The sequence below is a fragment of the Rhodococcus sp. IEGM1339 genome (assembly GCF_050321925.1).
Taxonomy (GTDB): Bacteria; Actinomycetota; Actinomycetes; order Mycobacteriales; family Mycobacteriaceae; genus Rhodococcus; species Rhodococcus pyridinivorans.
This window is the reverse complement of sequence record NZ_JBNQFT010000001.1, coordinates 26,295-44,329: the sequence shown is the minus strand read 5'-3', so window position 1 is coordinate 44,329 and position 18,035 is coordinate 26,295. Positions and strand designations below refer to the sequence as shown.

17 protein-coding genes are annotated in these 18,035 nt (G+C 69.2%); 16 read left to right on the top strand and 1 reads right to left on the bottom strand.

Features of this window, described 5'->3' with window-relative positions; genetic code table 11:
- Positions 1 to 930 (top strand): 1-phosphofructokinase family hexose kinase, encoded by a 930-nt coding sequence (locus ACQR3U_RS00210; RefSeq protein ID WP_006551464.1) that lies wholly within the window; start codon positions 1 to 3, stop codon positions 928 to 930.
- A gap of 31 nt (positions 931 to 961) precedes the next feature.
- Here the strand turns inward: ACQR3U_RS00210 and ACQR3U_RS00205 are convergent, their stop codons facing one another.
- Positions 962 to 1,519 carry a VOC family protein gene (locus ACQR3U_RS00205; RefSeq protein WP_006551465.1) on the bottom strand — a complete coding sequence of 186 codons (558 nt, stop codon included), beginning with the start codon at positions 1,517 to 1,519 and terminating at the stop codon, positions 962 to 964.
- 162 nt (positions 1,520 to 1,681) lie between these two features.
- On the opposite strand from ACQR3U_RS00205, the gene rpe reads away from it, so the two are divergent.
- The 15 genes from rpe (at position 1,682) to ppc (ending at position 18,027) form a co-directional block, all read left to right on the top strand.
- Positions 1,682 to 2,365 carry a ribulose-phosphate 3-epimerase gene (rpe, locus tag ACQR3U_RS00200; protein ID WP_006551466.1) on the top strand — a complete coding sequence of 228 codons (684 nt, stop codon included), beginning with the start codon at positions 1,682 to 1,684 and terminating at the stop codon, positions 2,363 to 2,365.
- On the top strand, positions 2,362 to 3,462 hold the full coding sequence (gene ribD, locus ACQR3U_RS00195) for a bifunctional diaminohydroxyphosphoribosylaminopyrimidine deaminase/5-amino-6-(5-phosphoribosylamino)uracil reductase RibD (RefSeq protein ID WP_230809443.1): 1,101 nt from the start codon (positions 2,362 to 2,364) through the stop codon (positions 3,460 to 3,462). Before rpe ends, ribD begins: the two co-directional genes overlap by 4 nt.
- Positions 3,447 to 4,052 carry a riboflavin synthase gene (locus ACQR3U_RS00190; RefSeq protein WP_024100797.1) on the top strand — a complete coding sequence of 202 codons (606 nt, stop codon included), beginning with the start codon at positions 3,447 to 3,449 and terminating at the stop codon, positions 4,050 to 4,052. Before ribD ends, ACQR3U_RS00190 begins: the two co-directional genes overlap by 16 nt.
- 74 nt (positions 4,053 to 4,126) lie before the next feature.
- Positions 4,127 to 5,377, top strand: coding sequence for a bifunctional 3,4-dihydroxy-2-butanone-4-phosphate synthase/GTP cyclohydrolase II (locus tag ACQR3U_RS00185; protein ID WP_006551469.1), 1,251 nt, complete (start codon positions 4,127 to 4,129; stop codon positions 5,375 to 5,377).
- Entirely contained in the window at positions 5,377 to 5,859 is a 483-nt protein-coding gene (gene ribH / locus ACQR3U_RS00180) for a 6,7-dimethyl-8-ribityllumazine synthase (RefSeq protein WP_230809442.1), read from the top strand. Before ACQR3U_RS00185 ends, ribH begins: the two co-directional genes overlap by 1 nt.
- Positions 5,856 to 6,437 carry a PH domain-containing protein gene (locus tag ACQR3U_RS00175; protein ID WP_428692112.1) on the top strand — a complete coding sequence of 194 codons (582 nt, stop codon included), beginning with the start codon at positions 5,856 to 5,858 and terminating at the stop codon, positions 6,435 to 6,437. Before ribH ends, ACQR3U_RS00175 begins: the two co-directional genes overlap by 4 nt.
- A 9-nt stretch (positions 6,438 to 6,446) precedes the next feature.
- Positions 6,447 to 8,660, top strand: a complete 2,214-nt coding sequence (uvrC, locus tag ACQR3U_RS00170; RefSeq protein WP_094980522.1) for an excinuclease ABC subunit UvrC — start codon at positions 6,447 to 6,449, stop codon at positions 8,658 to 8,660.
- Positions 8,661 to 8,683: 23 nt separating this feature from the next.
- Positions 8,684 to 9,598, top strand: coding sequence for an RNase adapter RapZ (rapZ, locus tag ACQR3U_RS00165; protein WP_006551473.1), 915 nt, complete (start codon positions 8,684 to 8,686; stop codon positions 9,596 to 9,598).
- The gene (locus ACQR3U_RS00160; RefSeq protein ID WP_033096618.1) at positions 9,595 to 10,662 is read left to right on the top strand and encodes a gluconeogenesis factor YvcK family protein; all 1,068 of its coding nucleotides are present in this window, start codon (positions 9,595 to 9,597) and stop codon (positions 10,660 to 10,662) included. Before rapZ ends, ACQR3U_RS00160 begins: the two co-directional genes overlap by 4 nt.
- Positions 10,653 to 11,636 carry a DNA-binding protein WhiA gene (gene whiA, locus ACQR3U_RS00155; protein ID WP_006551475.1) on the top strand — a complete coding sequence of 328 codons (984 nt, stop codon included), beginning with the start codon at positions 10,653 to 10,655 and terminating at the stop codon, positions 11,634 to 11,636. Before ACQR3U_RS00160 ends, whiA begins: the two co-directional genes overlap by 10 nt.
- 123 nt (positions 11,637 to 11,759) lie before the next feature.
- A complete protein-coding gene (gene gap / locus ACQR3U_RS00150) occupies positions 11,760 to 12,776 on the top strand; it encodes a type I glyceraldehyde-3-phosphate dehydrogenase (protein WP_230809440.1) in 1,017 nt (338 codons plus the stop codon).
- Between the two features lie 26 nt (positions 12,777 to 12,802).
- A complete protein-coding gene (locus ACQR3U_RS00145; RefSeq protein ID WP_230809439.1) occupies positions 12,803 to 14,014 on the top strand; it encodes a phosphoglycerate kinase in 1,212 nt (403 codons plus the stop codon).
- Between the two features lie 5 nt (positions 14,015 to 14,019).
- On the top strand, positions 14,020 to 14,805 hold the full coding sequence (gene tpiA / locus ACQR3U_RS00140) for a triose-phosphate isomerase (RefSeq protein WP_230809438.1): 786 nt from the start codon (positions 14,020 to 14,022) through the stop codon (positions 14,803 to 14,805).
- 161 nt (positions 14,806 to 14,966) lie between these two features.
- Positions 14,967 to 15,200: a preprotein translocase subunit SecG gene (gene secG, locus ACQR3U_RS00135; protein ID WP_006551479.1), complete on the top strand. Its 234-nt coding sequence runs from the start codon at positions 14,967 to 14,969 to the stop codon at positions 15,198 to 15,200.
- 64 nt (positions 15,201 to 15,264) lie between these two features.
- A complete protein-coding gene (gene ppc, locus ACQR3U_RS00130) occupies positions 15,265 to 18,027 on the top strand; it encodes a phosphoenolpyruvate carboxylase (protein ID WP_230809437.1) in 2,763 nt (920 codons plus the stop codon).
- Positions 18,028 to 18,035: the final 8 nt, after the last annotated feature.

Below are 18,035 nucleotides of genomic sequence, written 5' to 3'. Positions count from 1 at the left end.
ATGCCCGAGATCGTCACCCTGACCATGAACCCGGCACTCGACGTCACGACCTTCACCGACGCGGTGGTGCCCACCCGCAAGCTCCGCTGCGACGAACCGTTCTACGACGCCGGCGGGGGAGGAGTGAACGTCGCGAAGGTCGCGCGCGTGCTCGGTGCCTCGGCCGCCGCCGTCTATCCGGCCGGTGGTGCGCGAGGTGAACAGATGAGCGGTCTGCTCGACGACGACGACGTCGAGGAACACATCGTCCCGATCACCGGGTCCACCCGAGAGTGCTTCACGGCGATCGACCGTCGCAGCGGTCAGGAATACCGTTTCGTCACACCCGGTCCCGAGCTGACGGACGAGGAGCAGGAACGCTGCCTCGCGACACTCGAGAAGGTCGCCGAAGGCGCGAAGTACGTGGTGGCGAGCGGCAGCTTCCCGCCCGGTGTACCCGGCACCTTCGTCCGACGCATCGCCGCGGCGGCGCACGAGGCCGGCGCGCGGTTCGTCCTCGACTCGTCGGGCGATGCGCTGACCAGCATCGATTCGGGTGTCTACCTCGTCAAACCGAGCCTGGACGAGTTGTGCGAGTGGACCGGGCGGGAGCTGGCCACCGACGACGAGCAGATCGCGGCCGCGCGCGAACTCGTCACCTCCGGTGTCACGGAGATCGTGGTCGTCTCGCTCGGCGCAGACGGGGCGATCATGGTGACCGCCGACGAGGCCGTGCGGGTGCCGGCCCTGGCGGCCAAGGTGCGCAGCGCCGTCGGCGCCGGCGACAGCATGGTCGCCGGACTCGTCGTCGGACTGCTGCAGGAACGATCGTTGCGGGACGCGCTTGCTCTCGGGATCGCCTGCGGCACCGCGGCACTGCTCACCGCCGGAAGCCACGTCTGCCACCGCGAGGACATCGATCGTTTCGACGCCCTCGCCCGCCTGGTCTGACGACCCGCGGCGCCGGTCCGGCGACCGCCGGTCACACCGCGCGAGACCGTGGATCCCGCAGGGTACGAACGGCTTCGGTGAGTGTCGAGTGGATGTACCCGAGTTCCGGACTCGCGATGTGCGACCAGTCCGCCGACTCGTCCGCTGCCGCATCGTCCGTCCACGCGGATGTGTCGGTGCCGGGATCGTGCCGCTGGATCCACCAGAGATTGCCGGACGGATCCGAGAACCGGGCGAGGACATCGCCGAAGAAGTCCGTAGGCCGTGTGACGATCGCCGCGCCGTGCTGCGTGGCGCGTTCGAGGACGGCATCGACGTCGTGCACGTGGACCCGTACGAAGGCGGGGGTGAAGGGCCAGTCCGGTTTCCGGTCGGCGACCACGAGCACGGAGTCGCCGACCCGCACCTCCGAGTGGAGGAGGAGCCCGTCGTGGTCGAGGGTGCGCGCTTCGGGCACCTCCTCGGCCTCGAAGACGGCGACGAGGAAGTCGACGAGTTCGGTTGCTCCGTCGGAGATCAGGAAGGTGTCGACGGTGTTCGATCCGTCCGGACGGGGAGGGAGGGATTCGCGGTGATGGAGATCGGTCACGATGATCCTTGGGTTCGTAGGTGACTGCCAGCCTTCCGGGTATTGCGGCCACTTGGTGGCACCAATGCGCCCGAGATCGGAGATTCCGGCCGGGTTCGGCTGCGTGCGGCGCGTGCGACGCAGGTCCGACCCGGTGGAGGGCGCCGACTAGACTCGTCGGTTGTGGCCCACCCGATGATCGCTCCGTCCATCCTGTCCGCGGATTTCGCTCGTCTCGCCGACGAGGCGCAGGCCGTCGCCGGTGCCGACTGGCTCCACGTCGACGTCATGGACGCCCATTTCGTTCCGAACCTGACGCTCGGTCTCCCGGTCGTCGAGTCGCTGTTGAAGGCGACCGACATCCCGCTCGACTGTCACCTGATGATCGAGAACCCCGGTCGATGGGCTCCGCCCTACGCCGAAGCCGGTGCCCACAACGTCACCTTCCACGCGGAGGCGACCGACGACCCGGTCGCCGTGGCCCGCGACATCCGCGCGGCCGGCGGCAAGGCCGGGCTGTCCGTCAAGCCCGGCACCCCCATCGAGCCCTATCTCGGGATCCTGAAGGAGTTCGACACGCTGCTCGTGATGAGTGTCGAGCCGGGCTTCGGTGGTCAGTCCTTCATCCCGGACGTCCTCGACAAGGCCCGTCAGGTGCGTCGCCTGGTCGACTCGGGTGAACTGCGTCTGCTCGTCGAGATCGACGGTGGCATCAACACCGACACCATCGAGGCCGCCGCGGAAGCCGGTGTGGACTGCTTCGTCGCCGGGTCCGCCGTCTACGGCGCCGCCGATCCCGGTGAGGCGGTCCGCAAACTGCGGGCGCAGGCCGGGGCTGCGTCCCCGCACCTGACGCTCGCGCCGTGACCGCACCCGAGATCGCCGAAGCCCTCCAGTTCGCGCTCGACGCCTCGGAGGCCGTGCGGGGCACGACCAGCCCCAACCCGCCTGTCGGAGCGGTGATCCTCGACGCGGACGGCGCGGTGGCAGGTGTCGGGGCCACCGCACCACCCGGCGGTCCACACGCGGAGGTCCGGGCACTCGAGGCCGCGGGCGAACGCGCGCGCGGCGGAACCGCCGTCGTCACCCTCGAACCGTGCAACCACACCGGCCGCACCGGCCCGTGCGCGCAGGCCCTCATCGAGGCGGGGATCGCGACGGTGTACTACTCCGTCGCCGATCCGAATCCCGTCGCCGGGGGCGGCGCCGACACCCTCCGCGCCGCGGGCATCACGGTGCATCCCGGTCTCGGTGCCGAGACCGTCGCCCGCGGCCCGCTGCGGGCATGGCTGCACCGGCAACACACCGGCCGGCCGCACGTGACGTGGAAGTACGCCGCGTCGATGGACGGTCGCAGCGCGGCCGCCGACGGCACGAGCAAGTGGATCTCCGGTCCCGAGTCGCGTGCGCGCGTGCACGACCAGCGCAGCCGGCTCGACGCCATCATCGTCGGAACCGGCACCGTCCTCACCGACGACCCGTGGTTGACCGCCCGTCTGCCCGACGGCGAACTCGCGCCGCACCAGCCGCTGAGGGTCGTTATCGGTATGCGTGAGATCCCCACCTCCGCAAGAGTTCTCGATGACGCGGCGCCGACGCTGGTGTTGCGCACCCACGACATCGGGGAGGTGCTCGACGCGCTCGGCGACCGACCCGACGTGCTGCTCGAAGGCGGCCCCCGGCTCGCGGGCGCCTTCCTCGCAGCGGGCTGCGTCGACCGCATCCAGGCATACCTGGCGCCCGTCGTGCTCGGAGCCGGCGAGGCCGCCGTCGAGGACGCCGGGGTGGGCACGATCTCCGACGCGCTACGGTTCCGCCGGGAACGGGTCGAGACCGTCGGCTCGGACATTCTGTTGACACTCGTCCCGGACCGGGACAACCGACACTCGTCCCGGACCGGGACAACCGAATCGGACCCGGTCGCGGATCGGGAGCTAAGGAGCGGAACATGTTCACCGGCATAGTCGAGGAACTCGGTGAGATCGTCGCGAAGGAGGACCTCGCCGACTCGGCACGCTTCACCGTGCGCGGACCGCTGGTCACCTCCGACGCCGAGCACGGCGATTCGATCGCGGTCAACGGGGTGTGCCTGACGGTCGTCGACGTCCTCGACGGCGGGTCCTTCACCGCCGATGTAATGCAGGAGACGCTGAACCGGTCGTCGCTCGGACAGCTCACGCTCGGCAGCTCCGTCAACCTCGAACGCGCCGCCGCGCTGAACAGTCGCCTCGGCGGCCACCTCGTGCAGGGCCACGTCGACGCCACCGGAGCCGTCGTCTCCCGCACACCCTCGGAGAACTGGACTGTGGTGCGCATCTCGCTCCCGGCCGAAATCTCCCGCTACGTGGTCGAAAAGGGATCGATCACCGTCGACGGTGTCTCGTTGACGGTCTCGGGTCTCGGAGGGGAACGCGGACAGGAGTGGTTCGAGATCTCGCTCATTCCGACCACGCTGTCGCTGACGACGCTCGGCACCGCCGAGCCGGGCACCCTCGTCAACCTCGAGGTCGACGTGATCGCCAAGTACGTGGAGCGCCTGCAGAACGCGCGCTGACGCGTCGTACTGTGGAGATCGACAGTGGACGCGGAGCACGAGTCGTCCGGATACGAGAGTTGGAGTCCAGGGAAGTGACGAGGTTCGACACCATCGAGCGCGCGGTCGCCGACATCGCCGCCGGTAAGGCGGTCGTCGTGGTCGACGACGAAGACCGTGAAAACGAGGGCGACCTCATCTTCGCCGCGGAGAAGGCAACGCCGGAACTCGTGGCGTTCATGGTCCGCTACACGTCCGGGTACCTGTGCGTGCCCCTGGACGGCGAGGACTGCGACCGTCTCGGTCTGCCTCCCATGTACAGCGTCAACCAGGACAAGCACGGCACCGCCTACACGGTCACCGTCGACGCGAGGGAAGGCATCGGCACAGGTATCTCCGCGTCCGACCGCGCCGCCACCATGCGGCTGCTCGCCGACCCGAACTCCACCGCCCAGGACTTCACGCGTCCCGGTCACGTGGTGCCGCTGCGCGCCAAGGAGGGCGGCGTCCTGCGCCGGCCCGGGCACACCGAGGCCGCCGTCGACCTCGCGCGCATGGCCGACCTGCGACCGGCCGGCGTCATCTGCGAGATCGTCTCGCAGAAGGACGAAGGCGAGATGGCGCGCACCGACGAACTGCGGGTCTTCGCCGACGAACACGAACTCGCCCTGATCTCGATCGCGGATCTCATCGCATGGCGCCGCAAGCACGAGAAGCACGTCGTGCGCGTCGCCGAGGCCCGCATCCCCACCCGGCACGGCGACTTCACGGCCGTCGGCTACCAGAGCATCTACGACGACGTCGAACACGTCGCGCTCGTCCGCGGCGACATCGCCGGCCCGGACGGCGACGGCTCCGACGTGCTCGTGCGTGTGCACTCCGAATGCCTGACCGGCGACGTCTTCGGGTCGCTGCGCTGCGACTGCGGTCCGCAGCTCGACGCCGCCCTCGAGATGGTGGCCGAGGAAGGCCGCGGCGTCGTGCTCTACATGCGTGGCCACGAGGGACGCGGCATCGGCCTGATGCACAAGCTGCAGGCTTACCAGCTGCAGGACTCCGGCTCCGATACCGTCGACGCCAACCTGCAACTCGGCCTGCCCGCCGACGCCCGCGACTACGGCATCGGCGCTCAGATCCTCGTCGACCTCGGTATCTCGTCGATGCGGCTGCTGACCAACAACCCGGCCAAGCGCGTCGGTCTCGACGGCTACGGCCTGCAGATCACCGAACGTGTCCCGATGCCGTTGCGCGCGAACCGCGAGAACATCTCGTACCTGCGCACGAAGCGCGATCGCATGGGCCACGACCTGATCGGTCTCGACGAGTTCGACGAGGGAGACGCCTGATGAGCGGCGAAGGCCTGCCCGACCTGCAGCTCGCCGACGCCGCAGGGCTGAGCCTTGCGATCGTCGCCGGCAGCTGGCACACCGAGATCTCCGACGCCCTCATCGCAGGCGCACAGCGTGTCGCCGAGCAGGCGGGTGTCACCGACGTCACCCTCGAGCGGGTCGCCGGAGCGATCGAGCTTCCCGTCGTCGCGCAGCAGCTCGCCTGCACCCACGACGCGGTCGTCGCGCTCGGCGTGGTGATCCGCGGCGGCACACCGCACTTCGAGTACGTGTGCGACGCCGTGACCTACGGCCTCACCCGGATCGCGCTCGACGAGGGCACCCCCGTGGGCAACGGTGTTCTCACCACCGACACCGAACAGCAGGCCCGCGACCGCGCCGGTCTGCCCGGCTCCGCGGAAGACAAGGGCGGCCAGGCCTGCGCGGCCGCGCTCGACACCGCCGTGACCCTGCGGCGGCTGCGGAAGGCGGCGCGTTGACCCGCAACGAGACCGGCTGGGATCTCGAGGTACGCCCGGAGAAGATGCGGCGCTGGGTCGTCGTGGCGGCGGTCGTCGTCATGGCCATCCACATCTTCGCGGCGCTCGTGCTCCGCGGGGGCGGCGACACCGGCGTGCACCTGCGGGTCGTCGACCAGATCGCGATCCTCGCCATCGGTGTCGTGCTCACCGGAGGCGTCCTGCTGTTCACCCGCCCACGGCTGCGGGCGGGTGCCGACGGCGTCTCCGTCCGCAACGTGGTCGCCGAACGACACATCCCGTGGACCGACGTGCGCGGGCTGTTCTTCGACCAGGGCGCCCCCTGGGCCCGCCTCGAACTGCCGTTCGACGAGTACGTGCCCGTCGTCGCCATCCAGGCGCGCGACGGGGAACGCGCCGTGGACGCGCTCGAGCGTTTCCGCGAACTGGAGTCCCGCTACACCGGCGGAGCCGTCAGCGACAACGACGACGGCGGAGCCGTCAGGCGCAACGACGACGGCGGAGCCGTCAGGCGCAACGACGACGGCGGAGCCGTCAGGCGCAACGACGACGGCGGAGCCGTCAGGGGCGACGACTAGCCTGGACCTGTGCCCGACCCCTCGACATATCGCCCAGCCCCCGGTTCCATTCCCACGGAGCCGGGGGTCTACAAGTTCCGCGACCCGCACGGCCGGGTCGTCTACGTCGGCAAGGCGAAGAATCTCCGGTCCCGCCTGAACTCGTACTTCGCCGACATCGCCTCGCTGCATCCGCGCACCCGTCAGATGGTGACCACCGCGGGCCGGGTCGAGTGGACGGTGGTGCGCACCGAGGTCGAGGCACTCCAACTCGAGTACAACTGGATCAAGGAGTTCGATCCGCGGTTCAACGTCCGCTACCGCGACGACAAGACGTACCCGATGCTCGCGGTCACGTTGAACGAGGAATACCCCCGTCTGTTCGTCTACCGGGGGCCGCGCCGCAAGGGCGTGCGCTATTTCGGTCCCTACTCGCATGCCTGGGCGATCCGCGAGACCCTCGACCTGTTGCTGCGGGTGTTCCCGTCGCGCACGTGCTCGGCCGGGGTCTTCAAGCGGCACGCGCAGATCGGCCGCCCGTGCCTGCTCGGCTACATCGACAAATGCTCCGCGCCGTGTGTCGGACGCGTCTCCGCCGACGAACACCGCCGCATCGTCGAGGACTTCTGCGACTTCCTCGCCGGTCGCACCGACAAACTCGTCCGCGATGTCGAGAAGCGGATGCAGGACGCCGCGGAGGAACTCGACTTCGAGACCGCAGCCCGCCTGCGCGACGATCTCGGGGCACTGCGCAAGGCACTCGAGAAGCAGGCCGTCGTGCTCGGCGACGGTACCGACGCCGACCTCGTGGCGTTCGCCGGCGACGACCTCGAGGTGGCCGTCCAGGTCTTTCACGTGCGCGGCGGTCGCGTGCGGGGTCAACGCGGCTGGGTCGTCGAGAAGTCCGGCGACGTGCTCGACCGTCCCGAGGACCGCGACGTCGAAGGCGTCGAGGCCGCCGAGGGGACCGACGACGCCGAAGAACTCTCGCTGCTCGTCGAACAGTTCCTCACCCAGTTCTACGGCGAGGAGGCCGCGCTCGGCACCGACGACGCGGACGCCACCAGTGCCGTGCCGCGCGAGGTGCTCGTCCCCGCCCTGCCGCCCGACCCGGACGAGATGAGCCGCTGGCTCGGGCGTCTGCGCGGCGGTCCCGTGCGTCTGCGCATCCCGCAGCGCGGCGACAAGAAGGCACTGGCCGACACGGTCGAACGCAACGCCAAGGAAGCACTTGCCCAGCACAAGCTGCGGCGCGCGGGCGACTTCAATGCCCGATCGGCGGCGTTGCAGGGTATCCAGGACGTCCTCGACCTCGACTCGGCGCCGCTGCGTATCGAGTGTGTCGACATCAGCCACGTGCAGGGCACCGACGTCGTCGCATCGCTGGTCGTCTTCGAGGACGGACTGCCCCGCAAGTCCGACTACCGGCACTACGCCATCAAGCACGCCGCGGGCGACGGGCACTCCGACGACGTCGCCTCGATCGCCGAGGTCACCCGCCGGCGTTTCCTCCGCCACAACCGCGACCTCGCCCGACAGGCCGATTCGGACGGATCCGTTCCGGAGGGTGGCGACGGCGGGGACCTCGCGCCCGAAGCAGCACTGGACCCGGCGACGGGCCGTCCGCGCAGGTTCGCCTACCCGCCGAACCTGTTCGTCGTCGACGGTGGTGCGCCGCAGGTCGCGGCCGCGGCCGAGGTCCTCGACGAACTCGGTATCACGGATGTCGCGGTCGTCGGGCTCGCGAAGCGTCTCGAGGAGGTGTGGGTGCCGGGGGAGGAGGACCCGGTGATCCTTCCGCGCACCAGCGAGTCGCTGTACCTGCTGCAGCGTATCCGCGACGAGGCACACCGTTTCGCGATCACCTACCACCGCAGCAAGCGGTCCAAGCGCATGACCGCCTCCGCTCTCGACGGGGTTCGTGGTCTCGGTGACACCCGACGCAAGGCGCTCGTCACCCACTTCGGGTCGGTCGCGCGGCTACGCGAGGCGAGCGTCGAGGAGATCACCGCGGTGCCCGGGATCGGGCAGGCCACGGCGAAAGCCGTCCTCGAGGCGCTGCGGGGCGACGTACCGGCTCCGGCCGAGTCGCCGCACGACACCGGCGCCCCGACCGTCGCGGATGCGAGCGATCCGGCTGCGGCACCTGCGGGTGACCCGACGGCCGCGGATGCGGGCGACACGCCCGTAGGCGATGATGGCTCCGTCGGCGTGTCGGGAGTACGAGCGGAGTCGGAACAGTGACCGAAGTGGGTCGGATCCCGGGGATGGCGGACGGTTCGGAACAGGGTGTCGACGGTGAACGGCCGGCGCAGGCCGAGGTCATCGTCGTCACCGGACTGTCCGGAGCCGGACTGAGTACTGCGGCGACCGCCCTCGAGGATCTCGGGTGGTACGTCGCGGAGAACCTCCCGCCCCAGTTGGTGCTGTCGATGATCGATCTCGCGGTGCAGGCCGAACCTCCGCTGCAACGTCTCGCAGTGGTGATGGACGTGCGCAGCCGGTTGTTCACCGGCGACCTCGAACGCGTCGTCACCGATCTGGCGGCCCGCCCGGTCAACACCCGGGTGCTGTTCCTCGAAGCGGCCGACTCGGTGCTCGTCCGGCGGTTCGAGCAGGTACGCCGCAGTCATCCGCTGCAGTCCGACACGGCCGATCGCACGCTCACCGACGGCATCGCCGTCGAACGCGAGCAGCTCGCTCCCGTGAAGGCCGCGGCCGACCTCGTCATCGACACGTCCGCGCTGTCCGGGCCCGATCTGCGTCGCAAGATCGAGGCGGCCTTCGGCGACGCCACATCCGACACCATCCGGGTGACCGTGGAGTCGTTCGGCTTCAAGTACGGCCTGCCCATGGACTCCGACGTCGTGTGCGACGTGCGGTTCCTGCCGAACCCCCACTGGATCGCCGAATTGCGGCCGCACACCGGGCAGGACGCGGCGGTGCGCGACTATGTACTCTCCCGCGACGGTGCCGAGGACTATCTCGCCACCTATCACCGGCTGCTCGATCTGACGACCGCCGGTTACCGTCGGGAGGGGAAGCGCTACATGACGATTGCAGTGGGCTGCACCGGAGGGAAACACCGGAGCGTGGCGATGGCCGAGGCCCTCGCTGCACGCCTCGAGCAGGCACCGGATCTGACGGTGAACGTGGTGCACCGGGATCTGGGGCGCGAGTGAACGCCGCCGAGACTCCCGACTCCGACAGCACGCCGTACTCCGAGAGCGCTCCGAGCTCCGGGGCGGTGCCCGGCCCCGCGATCACTGCTCTCGGTGGCGGACACGGCCTGTACGCGACGCTCAGTGCCGTCCGGCGCCTCACCGACCGGGTCACCGCCGTGGTGACCGTCGCCGATGACGGAGGGTCCTCGGGACGGCTGCGCGCCGAACTCGGCGTCGTCCCACCCGGCGACCTGCGCATGGCGCTCGCAGCGCTCGCCGGCCGCGACGACGAGGTCCGGGTGTGGACCGAGACCGTCCAACACCGCTTCGGGGGCACGGGCGCCCTCGCCGGGCACTCGGTCGGCAACTTGATCCTCGCCGGGCTCGCCGAGGTCGCGGGCGACACCGTCACCGCCCTCGACATGCTCGCCCGCGTCCTCGACGTGCGCGGCCGTGTGCTGCCCATGTCGCCGATCCCGCTCGACATCGAGGCCGACGTGTCGGGACTCGAATCCGACCCGCGGGTGAGCCGCTGCATCCGGGGGCAGGTCGCGGTGGCGACCACCCCGGGCAAGGTGCGCCGGGTCCGGCTGATTCCCGCCGATCCGCCGGCCTGCCCGCCTGCGCTCGACGCGGTGTGCGAGGCCGATCTCGTGGTGCTCGGCCCGGGATCCTGGTTCTCGAGCGTCATCCCGCACGTGCTCGTCCCGGACCTGCACGAGGCGCTGGTCCACACGACGGCGCTCAAGGTCCTCGTGCTCAACCTCGCGGCGGAACCGGGGGAGACCGCAGGCTTCTCCGCGGAACGCCACCTGCACGTTCTCGCCCAGCACGCCCCCGATTTCCGTGTCGACCAGGTCGTCGTGGATGCTGCCTCGGTACCGGAAGGACGCGAGCGCGAGCACCTGAGCCGGTCCGCGGCCCGATTCGGAGCGGACGTCTCGTTCGTCGACGTCGCCGAGACCGGTACGCATCGACACGACCCCGCCAAGTTGGCGGGGGCACTGGAAACATGTCTGTCCTCGCGCGGTGGAGTCCGTGCCACACGCGGGGGTGGGAGGGAGAGCGTCTCGTGGCAATGACAGCGGAGGTCAAGGACGAGCTGAGCAGGTTGTCGGTCACCAGGATCAGCAACCGCAAGGCCGAGGTGTCCGCCCTCCTGCGCTTCGCCGGGGGATTGCACATCGTCGCCGGGCGAGTGGTCGTCGAGGCCGAGGTCGACCTCGGATCGATCGCACGTCGCCTCCGCCGCGAGATCTTCGAGCTCTACAGCTATCCCGCGGAGATTCAGGTGCTCGGCGCGGGTGGTCTGCGCAAGAGCTCCCGGTACATCGTCCGTGTCGGGAAGGACGGTGAGGCGCTGGCCCGCCGCACCGGTCTGCTCGACGGTCGCGGACGACCGGTGCGCGGACTGCCGGCACAGGTGGTCGGCGGCAGCGTCTCCGACTCCGCCGCGGCGTGGCGCGGGGCGTTTCTCGCCCACGGCTCGCTCACCGAACCGGGCCGTTCCTCGGCGCTCGAGGTGAGCTGCCCCGGCCCGGAGGCCGCCCTCGCGCTCGTCGGCGCCGCCCGCCGGCTCGGCGTCACTGCCAAGGCGCGTGAGGTGCGCGGCGCCGACCGGGTGGTGATCCGCGACGGCGAGGCCATCGGCGCGCTGCTCACCCACATGGGCGCGCAGGACACCCGGCTGGTCTGGGAGGAACGCCGCATGCGCCGGGAGGTGCGGGCGACCGCGAACCGCCTCGCCAACTTCGACGACGCCAATCTGCGCCGGTCCGCACGCGCCGCCGTGGCGGCCGCCGCGCGGGTCGAGCGGGCGCTGGCGATCCTCGGCGCCGACGTGCCCGACCACCTCGCTGCCGCCGGCGCGCTGCGCGTGCAGCACCGTCAGGCGTCCCTCGAGGAGCTCGGCCAGCTCGCCGATCCGCCGATGACCAAGGACGCCGTCGCGGGACGGATCCGCCGCCTGCTGTCGATGGCGGATCGTCGCGCGAAGGAACTCGGGATCCCCGATACGGAGTCGGCCGTCACCGCTGAGTTGCTGGACGAGGCATAGCGGGGCAGGCTTGCAAGGGAGTTCGCGCCACGGCCGGGCGGCTCCCCACAGTACGACCGAACCCCACTAGGGTGAAGGTCACACAAGTACGACCATCGGAATACTGGGCAAAGGAGCTTCATTGTGACTGTCCGCGTAGGCGTGAACGGATTCGGACGCATCGGGCGCAACTTCTTCCGGGCGGTCGAGGCACAGAAGGCACTCGGCACCACCGACATCGAGATCGTTGCCGTCAACGACCTCACCGACAACGACACCCTCGCGACGCTCCTGAAGTACGACTCGATCCTGGGGCGCCTCGACAAGGACGTGCATGTCGAGGGCGACGACATCGTCGTCGGCGATCGGAAGATCAAGGCCCTCTCGATCAAGGAGGGCCCCTCCGCTCTTCCGTGGGGCGACCTCGGTGTCGACGTCGTCGTCGAGTCCACCGGCATCTTCACCAACGCCGCCAAGGCGAAGGGGCACATCGACGCCGGCGCCAAGAAGGTCATCATCTCGGCGCCTGCCACCGACGAGGACATCACCATCGTCATGGGCGTCAACCACGACAAGTACGACGGCACGCAGAACATCATCTCCAACGCCTCGTGCACCACGAACTGCCTCGGCCCCCTCGCCAAGGTGCTGAACGACGAGTTCGGCATCGAGAAGGGCCTGATGACCACGATCCACGCGTACACCCAGGACCAGAACCTGCAGGATGGACCGCACAAGGATCTGCGTCGCGCCCGCGCTGCCGCCCTGAACATCGTCCCCACCGGCACAGGCGCCGCCAAGGCCATCGGCCTCGTGCTCCCCGAGCTGCTCGGCAAGCTCGACGGCTACGCGCTGCGCGTCCCGGTCCCGACCGGCTCGGTCACCGACCTCACCGCGACCCTCACCAAGAAGACCACCGCCGATGAGGTCAACGCCGCACTGAAGGCTGCCGCGGAGGGTCCGCTGAAGGGCATCCTGAAGTACAACACCGATCCGATCGTGTCCTCGGACATCGTCACCGACCCGCACTCGTCGATCTTCGACGCGCCTCTGACCAAGGTCATCGACGAGCAGGTCAAGGTCGTCTCGTGGTACGACAACGAGTGGGGCTACTCGAATCGTCTTGCCGACCTCGTCGGTCTCGTCGGCAAGTCTCTTTGAAACTCGTAGAACAGGACATTTGAACAGTGGCAGTTCAGACCCTCGAGGATCTGCTCGACGCAGGTGTGGAGGGTCGGGGCGTACTCGTGCGCTCCGACCTCAACGTCCCGCTCGACGGCGACACGATCACCGACGCCGGCCGCATCCTCGCGTCCGCGCCCACCATCCGCACGCTCGCGGAGGCCGGGGCCAAGGTCGTCGTGACCGCGCACCTCGGCCGCCCCAAGGGCGAGCCGGATCCGAAGTACTCGCTCGCGCCCGTCGCAGCGAAACTCGGTGAGGTGCTCGACCGCAACGTCCAGCTCGCCTCCGACGTCGTCGGCCAGGATGCGCTGGCGCGTTCCGAAGGGCTGACCGACGGCGACATCCTCCTGCTCGAGAACGTCCGCTTCGACGCTCGCGAGACCAGCAAGGACGATGCCGAGCGGCTCGCCTTCGCCCGTGAGCTCGTCGAGCTCGTCGGCGACGACGGCGCATTCGTCTCCGACGGCTTCGGTGTCGTGCACCGCAAGCAGGCGTCGGTCTACGACGTCGCGACGCTGCTCCCGCACTACGCGGGTGGTCTCGTCGCGGCCGAGGTCGACGTGCTCTCCAAGCTCACCACCGACACCGAGCGTCCGTACGCCGTGGTGCTCGGCGGCTCGAAGGTCTCCGACAAGCTCGGGGTCATCGAGGCGCTCGCACCCAAGGTCGACACGCTCGTAATCGGTGGCGGCATGTGCTTCACCTTCCTTGCGGCACAGGGCTACTCGGTCGGCACGTCGCTGCTCGAGGAGTCGATGATCGACACCTGCAAGCAACTGCTCGAACGCTTCGGCGACGTCATCCACATCCCTCAGGACGTGGTGGTGGCCGACAAGTTCGCGGCCGACGCACAGTCGCAGACCGTCGCGGCCGACTCCATCCCCGACGGATGGATGGGCCTCGACATCGGACCGGAGTCCGTGCGGCGTTTCGCCTCGCTCCTCGGCTCGGCGAAGACGGTGTTCTGGAACGGCCCGATGGGCGTGTTCGAGTTCGAGAACTTCGCGGCGGGCACGAAGGGTGTAGCGGAAGCGATCATCGAGGCCACCGGCAAGGGCGCGTTCAGCGTCGTCGGTGGCGGCGACTCCGCTGCGGCCGTGCGGTCGCTCGGACTCGGTGAGGACCGCTTCTCCCACATCTCCACCGGTGGTGGCGCCTCCCTCGAGTACCTCGAGGGCAAGGAACTGCCCGGCATCGCAGTTCTGGAGGGCTGACGGTCATGGCACGGACACCGCTCATCGCGGGCAACTGGAAGATGAACCTCAACCACCTCGAGGCCATCGCCCTGGTGCAGAAGATCGCGTTCACCCTTCCCGAGAAGTACCTCGAGAAGGTCGACGTGACGGTCATCCCGCCGTTCACCGGCATTCGCTCGGTGCAGACCCTCGTCGAGGGCGACAAGCTCGGCATCACCTACGGAGCCCAGGACATCTCGGTCCACGACTCCGGCGCCTACACCGGCGAGATCTCCGGCGCGATGCTCGCGAAGCTCGGCTGCACCTACGTGATCGTCGGGCACTCCGAGCGTCGCACCCTGCACGGTGAGACCGACGAGATCGTCCGCGACAAGACCAAGGCCGCGCTGCGGCACGGTCTCACTCCGATCGTGTGCATCGGTGAAGGACTCGACGTCCGCGAAGCCGGCAACCACGTCGAGTACAACGTCGAGCAGTTGAAGAACTCGCTCGCCGGCCTGTCCGCCGACGAGATCGCAAAGATCGTCGTCGCGTACGAGCCGGTCTGGGCCATCGGCACGGGCAAGGTTGCTTCGGCGGCCGACGCGCAGGAGGTGTGCGCCGCGGTGCGCAGTACCCTCGCCGAACTGGCCTCGCCCGAGGTCGCGGCATCGGTCCGAGTCCTGTACGGCGGGTCGGTCAACGCCAAGAACGTCGGTGAGCTCATCGCTCAGACCGACGTCGACGGCGGCCTCGTGGGAGGCGCCTCCCTCAATGCCGACGAATTCGCTCAGCTGTCGGCGATCGCCGCAGGCGGTCCGCTCCTCTAGAGCGACCGGCATCGGGCGGGGTGCAGGATCTCGACGAGATGCTGCACCCCGCCCGCATTTCGCCCACCCGGCGTCCCCGGCACACCCGCAGCGTCCCCACAGGACGAGCGGGTAAGCTGACGCCGACGTCGCCCACCATCCGAAGGACATCGAACACCGACATGGAACTGTTCCTGGACATCCTCCTGATCGTCACGAGCCTGTTGCTCATCCTGCTGGTGCTGCTGCACCGCGGTAAGGGCGGTGGTCTGTCCAGCCTGTTCGGTGGCGGAGTCCAGTCCAATCTCTCGGGCTCGACGGTGGCGGAGAAGAACCTCGACCGTCTCACCGTCTTCACCGGCATCATCTGGGTGATCTCGATCCTCGGCATCGGACTGCAGATCAAGTTCAGCTGATCCCCGCACGTGCACGGACGCTGCCGCGGTCGCGCCCCGGCCGCCGGGCACAGATACTGGCCGTATGACGGACACCGTGCCTGCCTCTGCTACCGAACCCCTCCGCGAGGACATCCGCCTGCTCGGCGGCATCCTCGGCAACGTCATCCGTGAGCAGGCAGGACCCGAGACCTTCGACCTGGTCGAATCGGCGCGGGTGGAGAGTTTCCGGATCCGGCGCTCCGAGATCGACCGCACCGAACTCGCCGAACGCTTCGCCGGCGTCGCCACCGACGACCTGATTCCCGTCGCCCGGGCGTTCAGCCATTTCGGTCTGCTCGCCAATCTCGCCGAGGATCTGCACCGCGAACGACGTCGAGCCCTGCACGTGCGCGCAGGCGACCCACCGCAGGACAGCAGCCTCGCCGCCACCTACGCCAAGCTCGACGCCGCCGGTCCGGGCCTCGATGCCGACACCGTGACCGACGCGCTCGCGTCGGCTCTCGTCGCCCCCGTCATCACCGCTCATCCCACCGAGACCCGCCGACGCACCGTCTTCGACGTCCAGACCGCCGTCACCGAACTCATGCGGCGCCGGGAGAGGACCGACGAACCCGCCGCGCTCGAGGAAATCGACCGCGCCCTGTACCGGCACATCCTGACCCTCTGGGACACCGCGCTCATCCGGCTCGCGCGCCTGAGGATCATCGACGAGGTCGACAACGGTCTGCGCTACTACGACCTCGCACTGTTCGACGTCGTTCCCGCCCTCAACGCCGAAGTGCGACGCGAACTCCGGCGACGCTGGCCCGACGCGGCGGTGCTCACCGAACCGCTGGTCCGGCCGGGAACCTGGATCGGCGGCGACCGCGACGGCAACCCCAACGTCGACGGCGAGGTCGTCACCACGGCCGCGAATCGCGCCTGTGAGACCGCGCTGCGACATCACCTCACCGAACTCGCCGCGCTCGAACGCGAACTGTCGATGTCCGAACGCACCGCGACCATCAGCAGCGCCCTGAAGAAGCTCGCCGACGACTCGGGCGACGACAATCCCGCCCACAGCGACGAGCCGTACCGACGCGCCGTACACGGTATCCGCGCTCGCCTCACCGCCACCGCGGACAGGCTGCTGCCCGGCGTGGATCTGCCCCACACGGTGCGTATCCCGTGCGAGCCCTATGCCACCCCGGCCCGCCTGCACACCGACCTGAACATCGTCGACGCCTCGCTGCGCGCCGGCGGAGCGACCGTGATCGCCGACGATCGACTCGCGCACCTGCGCAGCGCCGTCGAGGTCTTCGGCTTCCACCTCGCGCCACTCGACCTGCGTCAGAATTCCGAGGTCCACGAGAACGTCGTCGCCGAACTGCTCTCCTGGGCGGGAGTGACCGACCGCTACCGCGACCTGCCGGAGGACGACAAGGTCGCGCTGCTCACCGCGGAGTTGCGGATCCGCCGCCCGCTCACCACCCCCGACGCCCACCTGTCGGACGAGACAGCCAAGGAACTGGGCATCCTGCGTGCTGCCGCCGACGTGGTCCGTCGCATCGGACCGGCCGCCATCGAGCACTACATCATCAGCATGTGCACCTCGGTGTCCGACCTGCTCGAGGTCGAGGTCCTGCTCAAGGAGGTCGGGCTGCTCGACCTCGACCGCGGCTATCCGCGCAGCACGGTGCAGGTCATCCCGCTGTTCGAGACGATCGACGACCTGCGCGACGGTGCCGCCACGCTGACCGCCGCCCTCGCCGTGCCCGAGTTCCGCAGCCTCGTCGACGGACACGACGGACTGCAGGAGATCATGCTCGGCTACTCCGATTCCAACAAGGACGGCGGTTATCTCACCGCCAACTGGGCGCTCTACCGCGCGGAACTCGATCTCGTCGAGGCGGCGCGCACCGCCGGGATCCGGCTGCGCCTGTTCCACGGTCGCGGCGGCACCGTCGGTCGCGGTGGCGGACCGAGTTACGACGCCATCCTGGCCCAGCCTCCCGGCGCGGTCCAGGGCTCGTTGCGTCTGACCGAGCAGGGCGAGGTCATCGCCGCGAAGTACCGCGAACCGGTGCTCGCCCGCCGCAACCTCGAGGCGCTCGTCTCGGCGACCCTCGAGTCGAGCCTGCTCGATGTGGAAGGCCTCGGGAAGGACGCGCCGGAGGCCTACCGCATCCTCGACGAACTTGCCGACCTCGCTCGCGCCGCGTACAGCCGGCTCGTGCACGAGACACCGGGATTCGTCGAGTACTTCACCACCGCGACGCCGGTCTCGGAGATCGGTGCCCTCAACATCGGCAGCCGTCCCGCCTCCCGCAAGCAGACGAAGGCGATCAGTGACCTGCGGGCCATCCCGTGGGTGCTCTCGTGGACCCAGAGCCGCGTGATGCTCCCCGGCTGGTACGGCACGGGAACGGCTGTGCAGGACTGGGTGGCCGGTGATCCGGACCGGTTGGCGACCCTGCAGGATCTCTACCGTCGCTGGCCGTTCTTCCGTTCGGTGCTGTCGAACATGGCGCAGGTGCTCGCCAAGTCCGATCTCGGCCTGGCCGCCCGGTACTCCGAACTCGTCGAGGACACCGAACTGCGCGAGCGGGTGTTCGGCAGCATCGTCGACGAGCACGCCCGTACAGTCGACGCCTACCGACAGATCACGGGCTACGACTCGCTCGTCGCGGATAATCCGGCGCTCGAGCGGTCGCTGCACAACCGGTTCCCGTATCTCGAACCGCTCAACCACCTGCAGGTCGAGTTGCTGCGCCGGTTCCGTGCCGGTGAGGACACCGACCGTGTCCGGCGCGGTATCCAGATCACGATGAACGGTCTCGCCACGGCGTTGCGCAACAGCGGTTAGAAAAAATT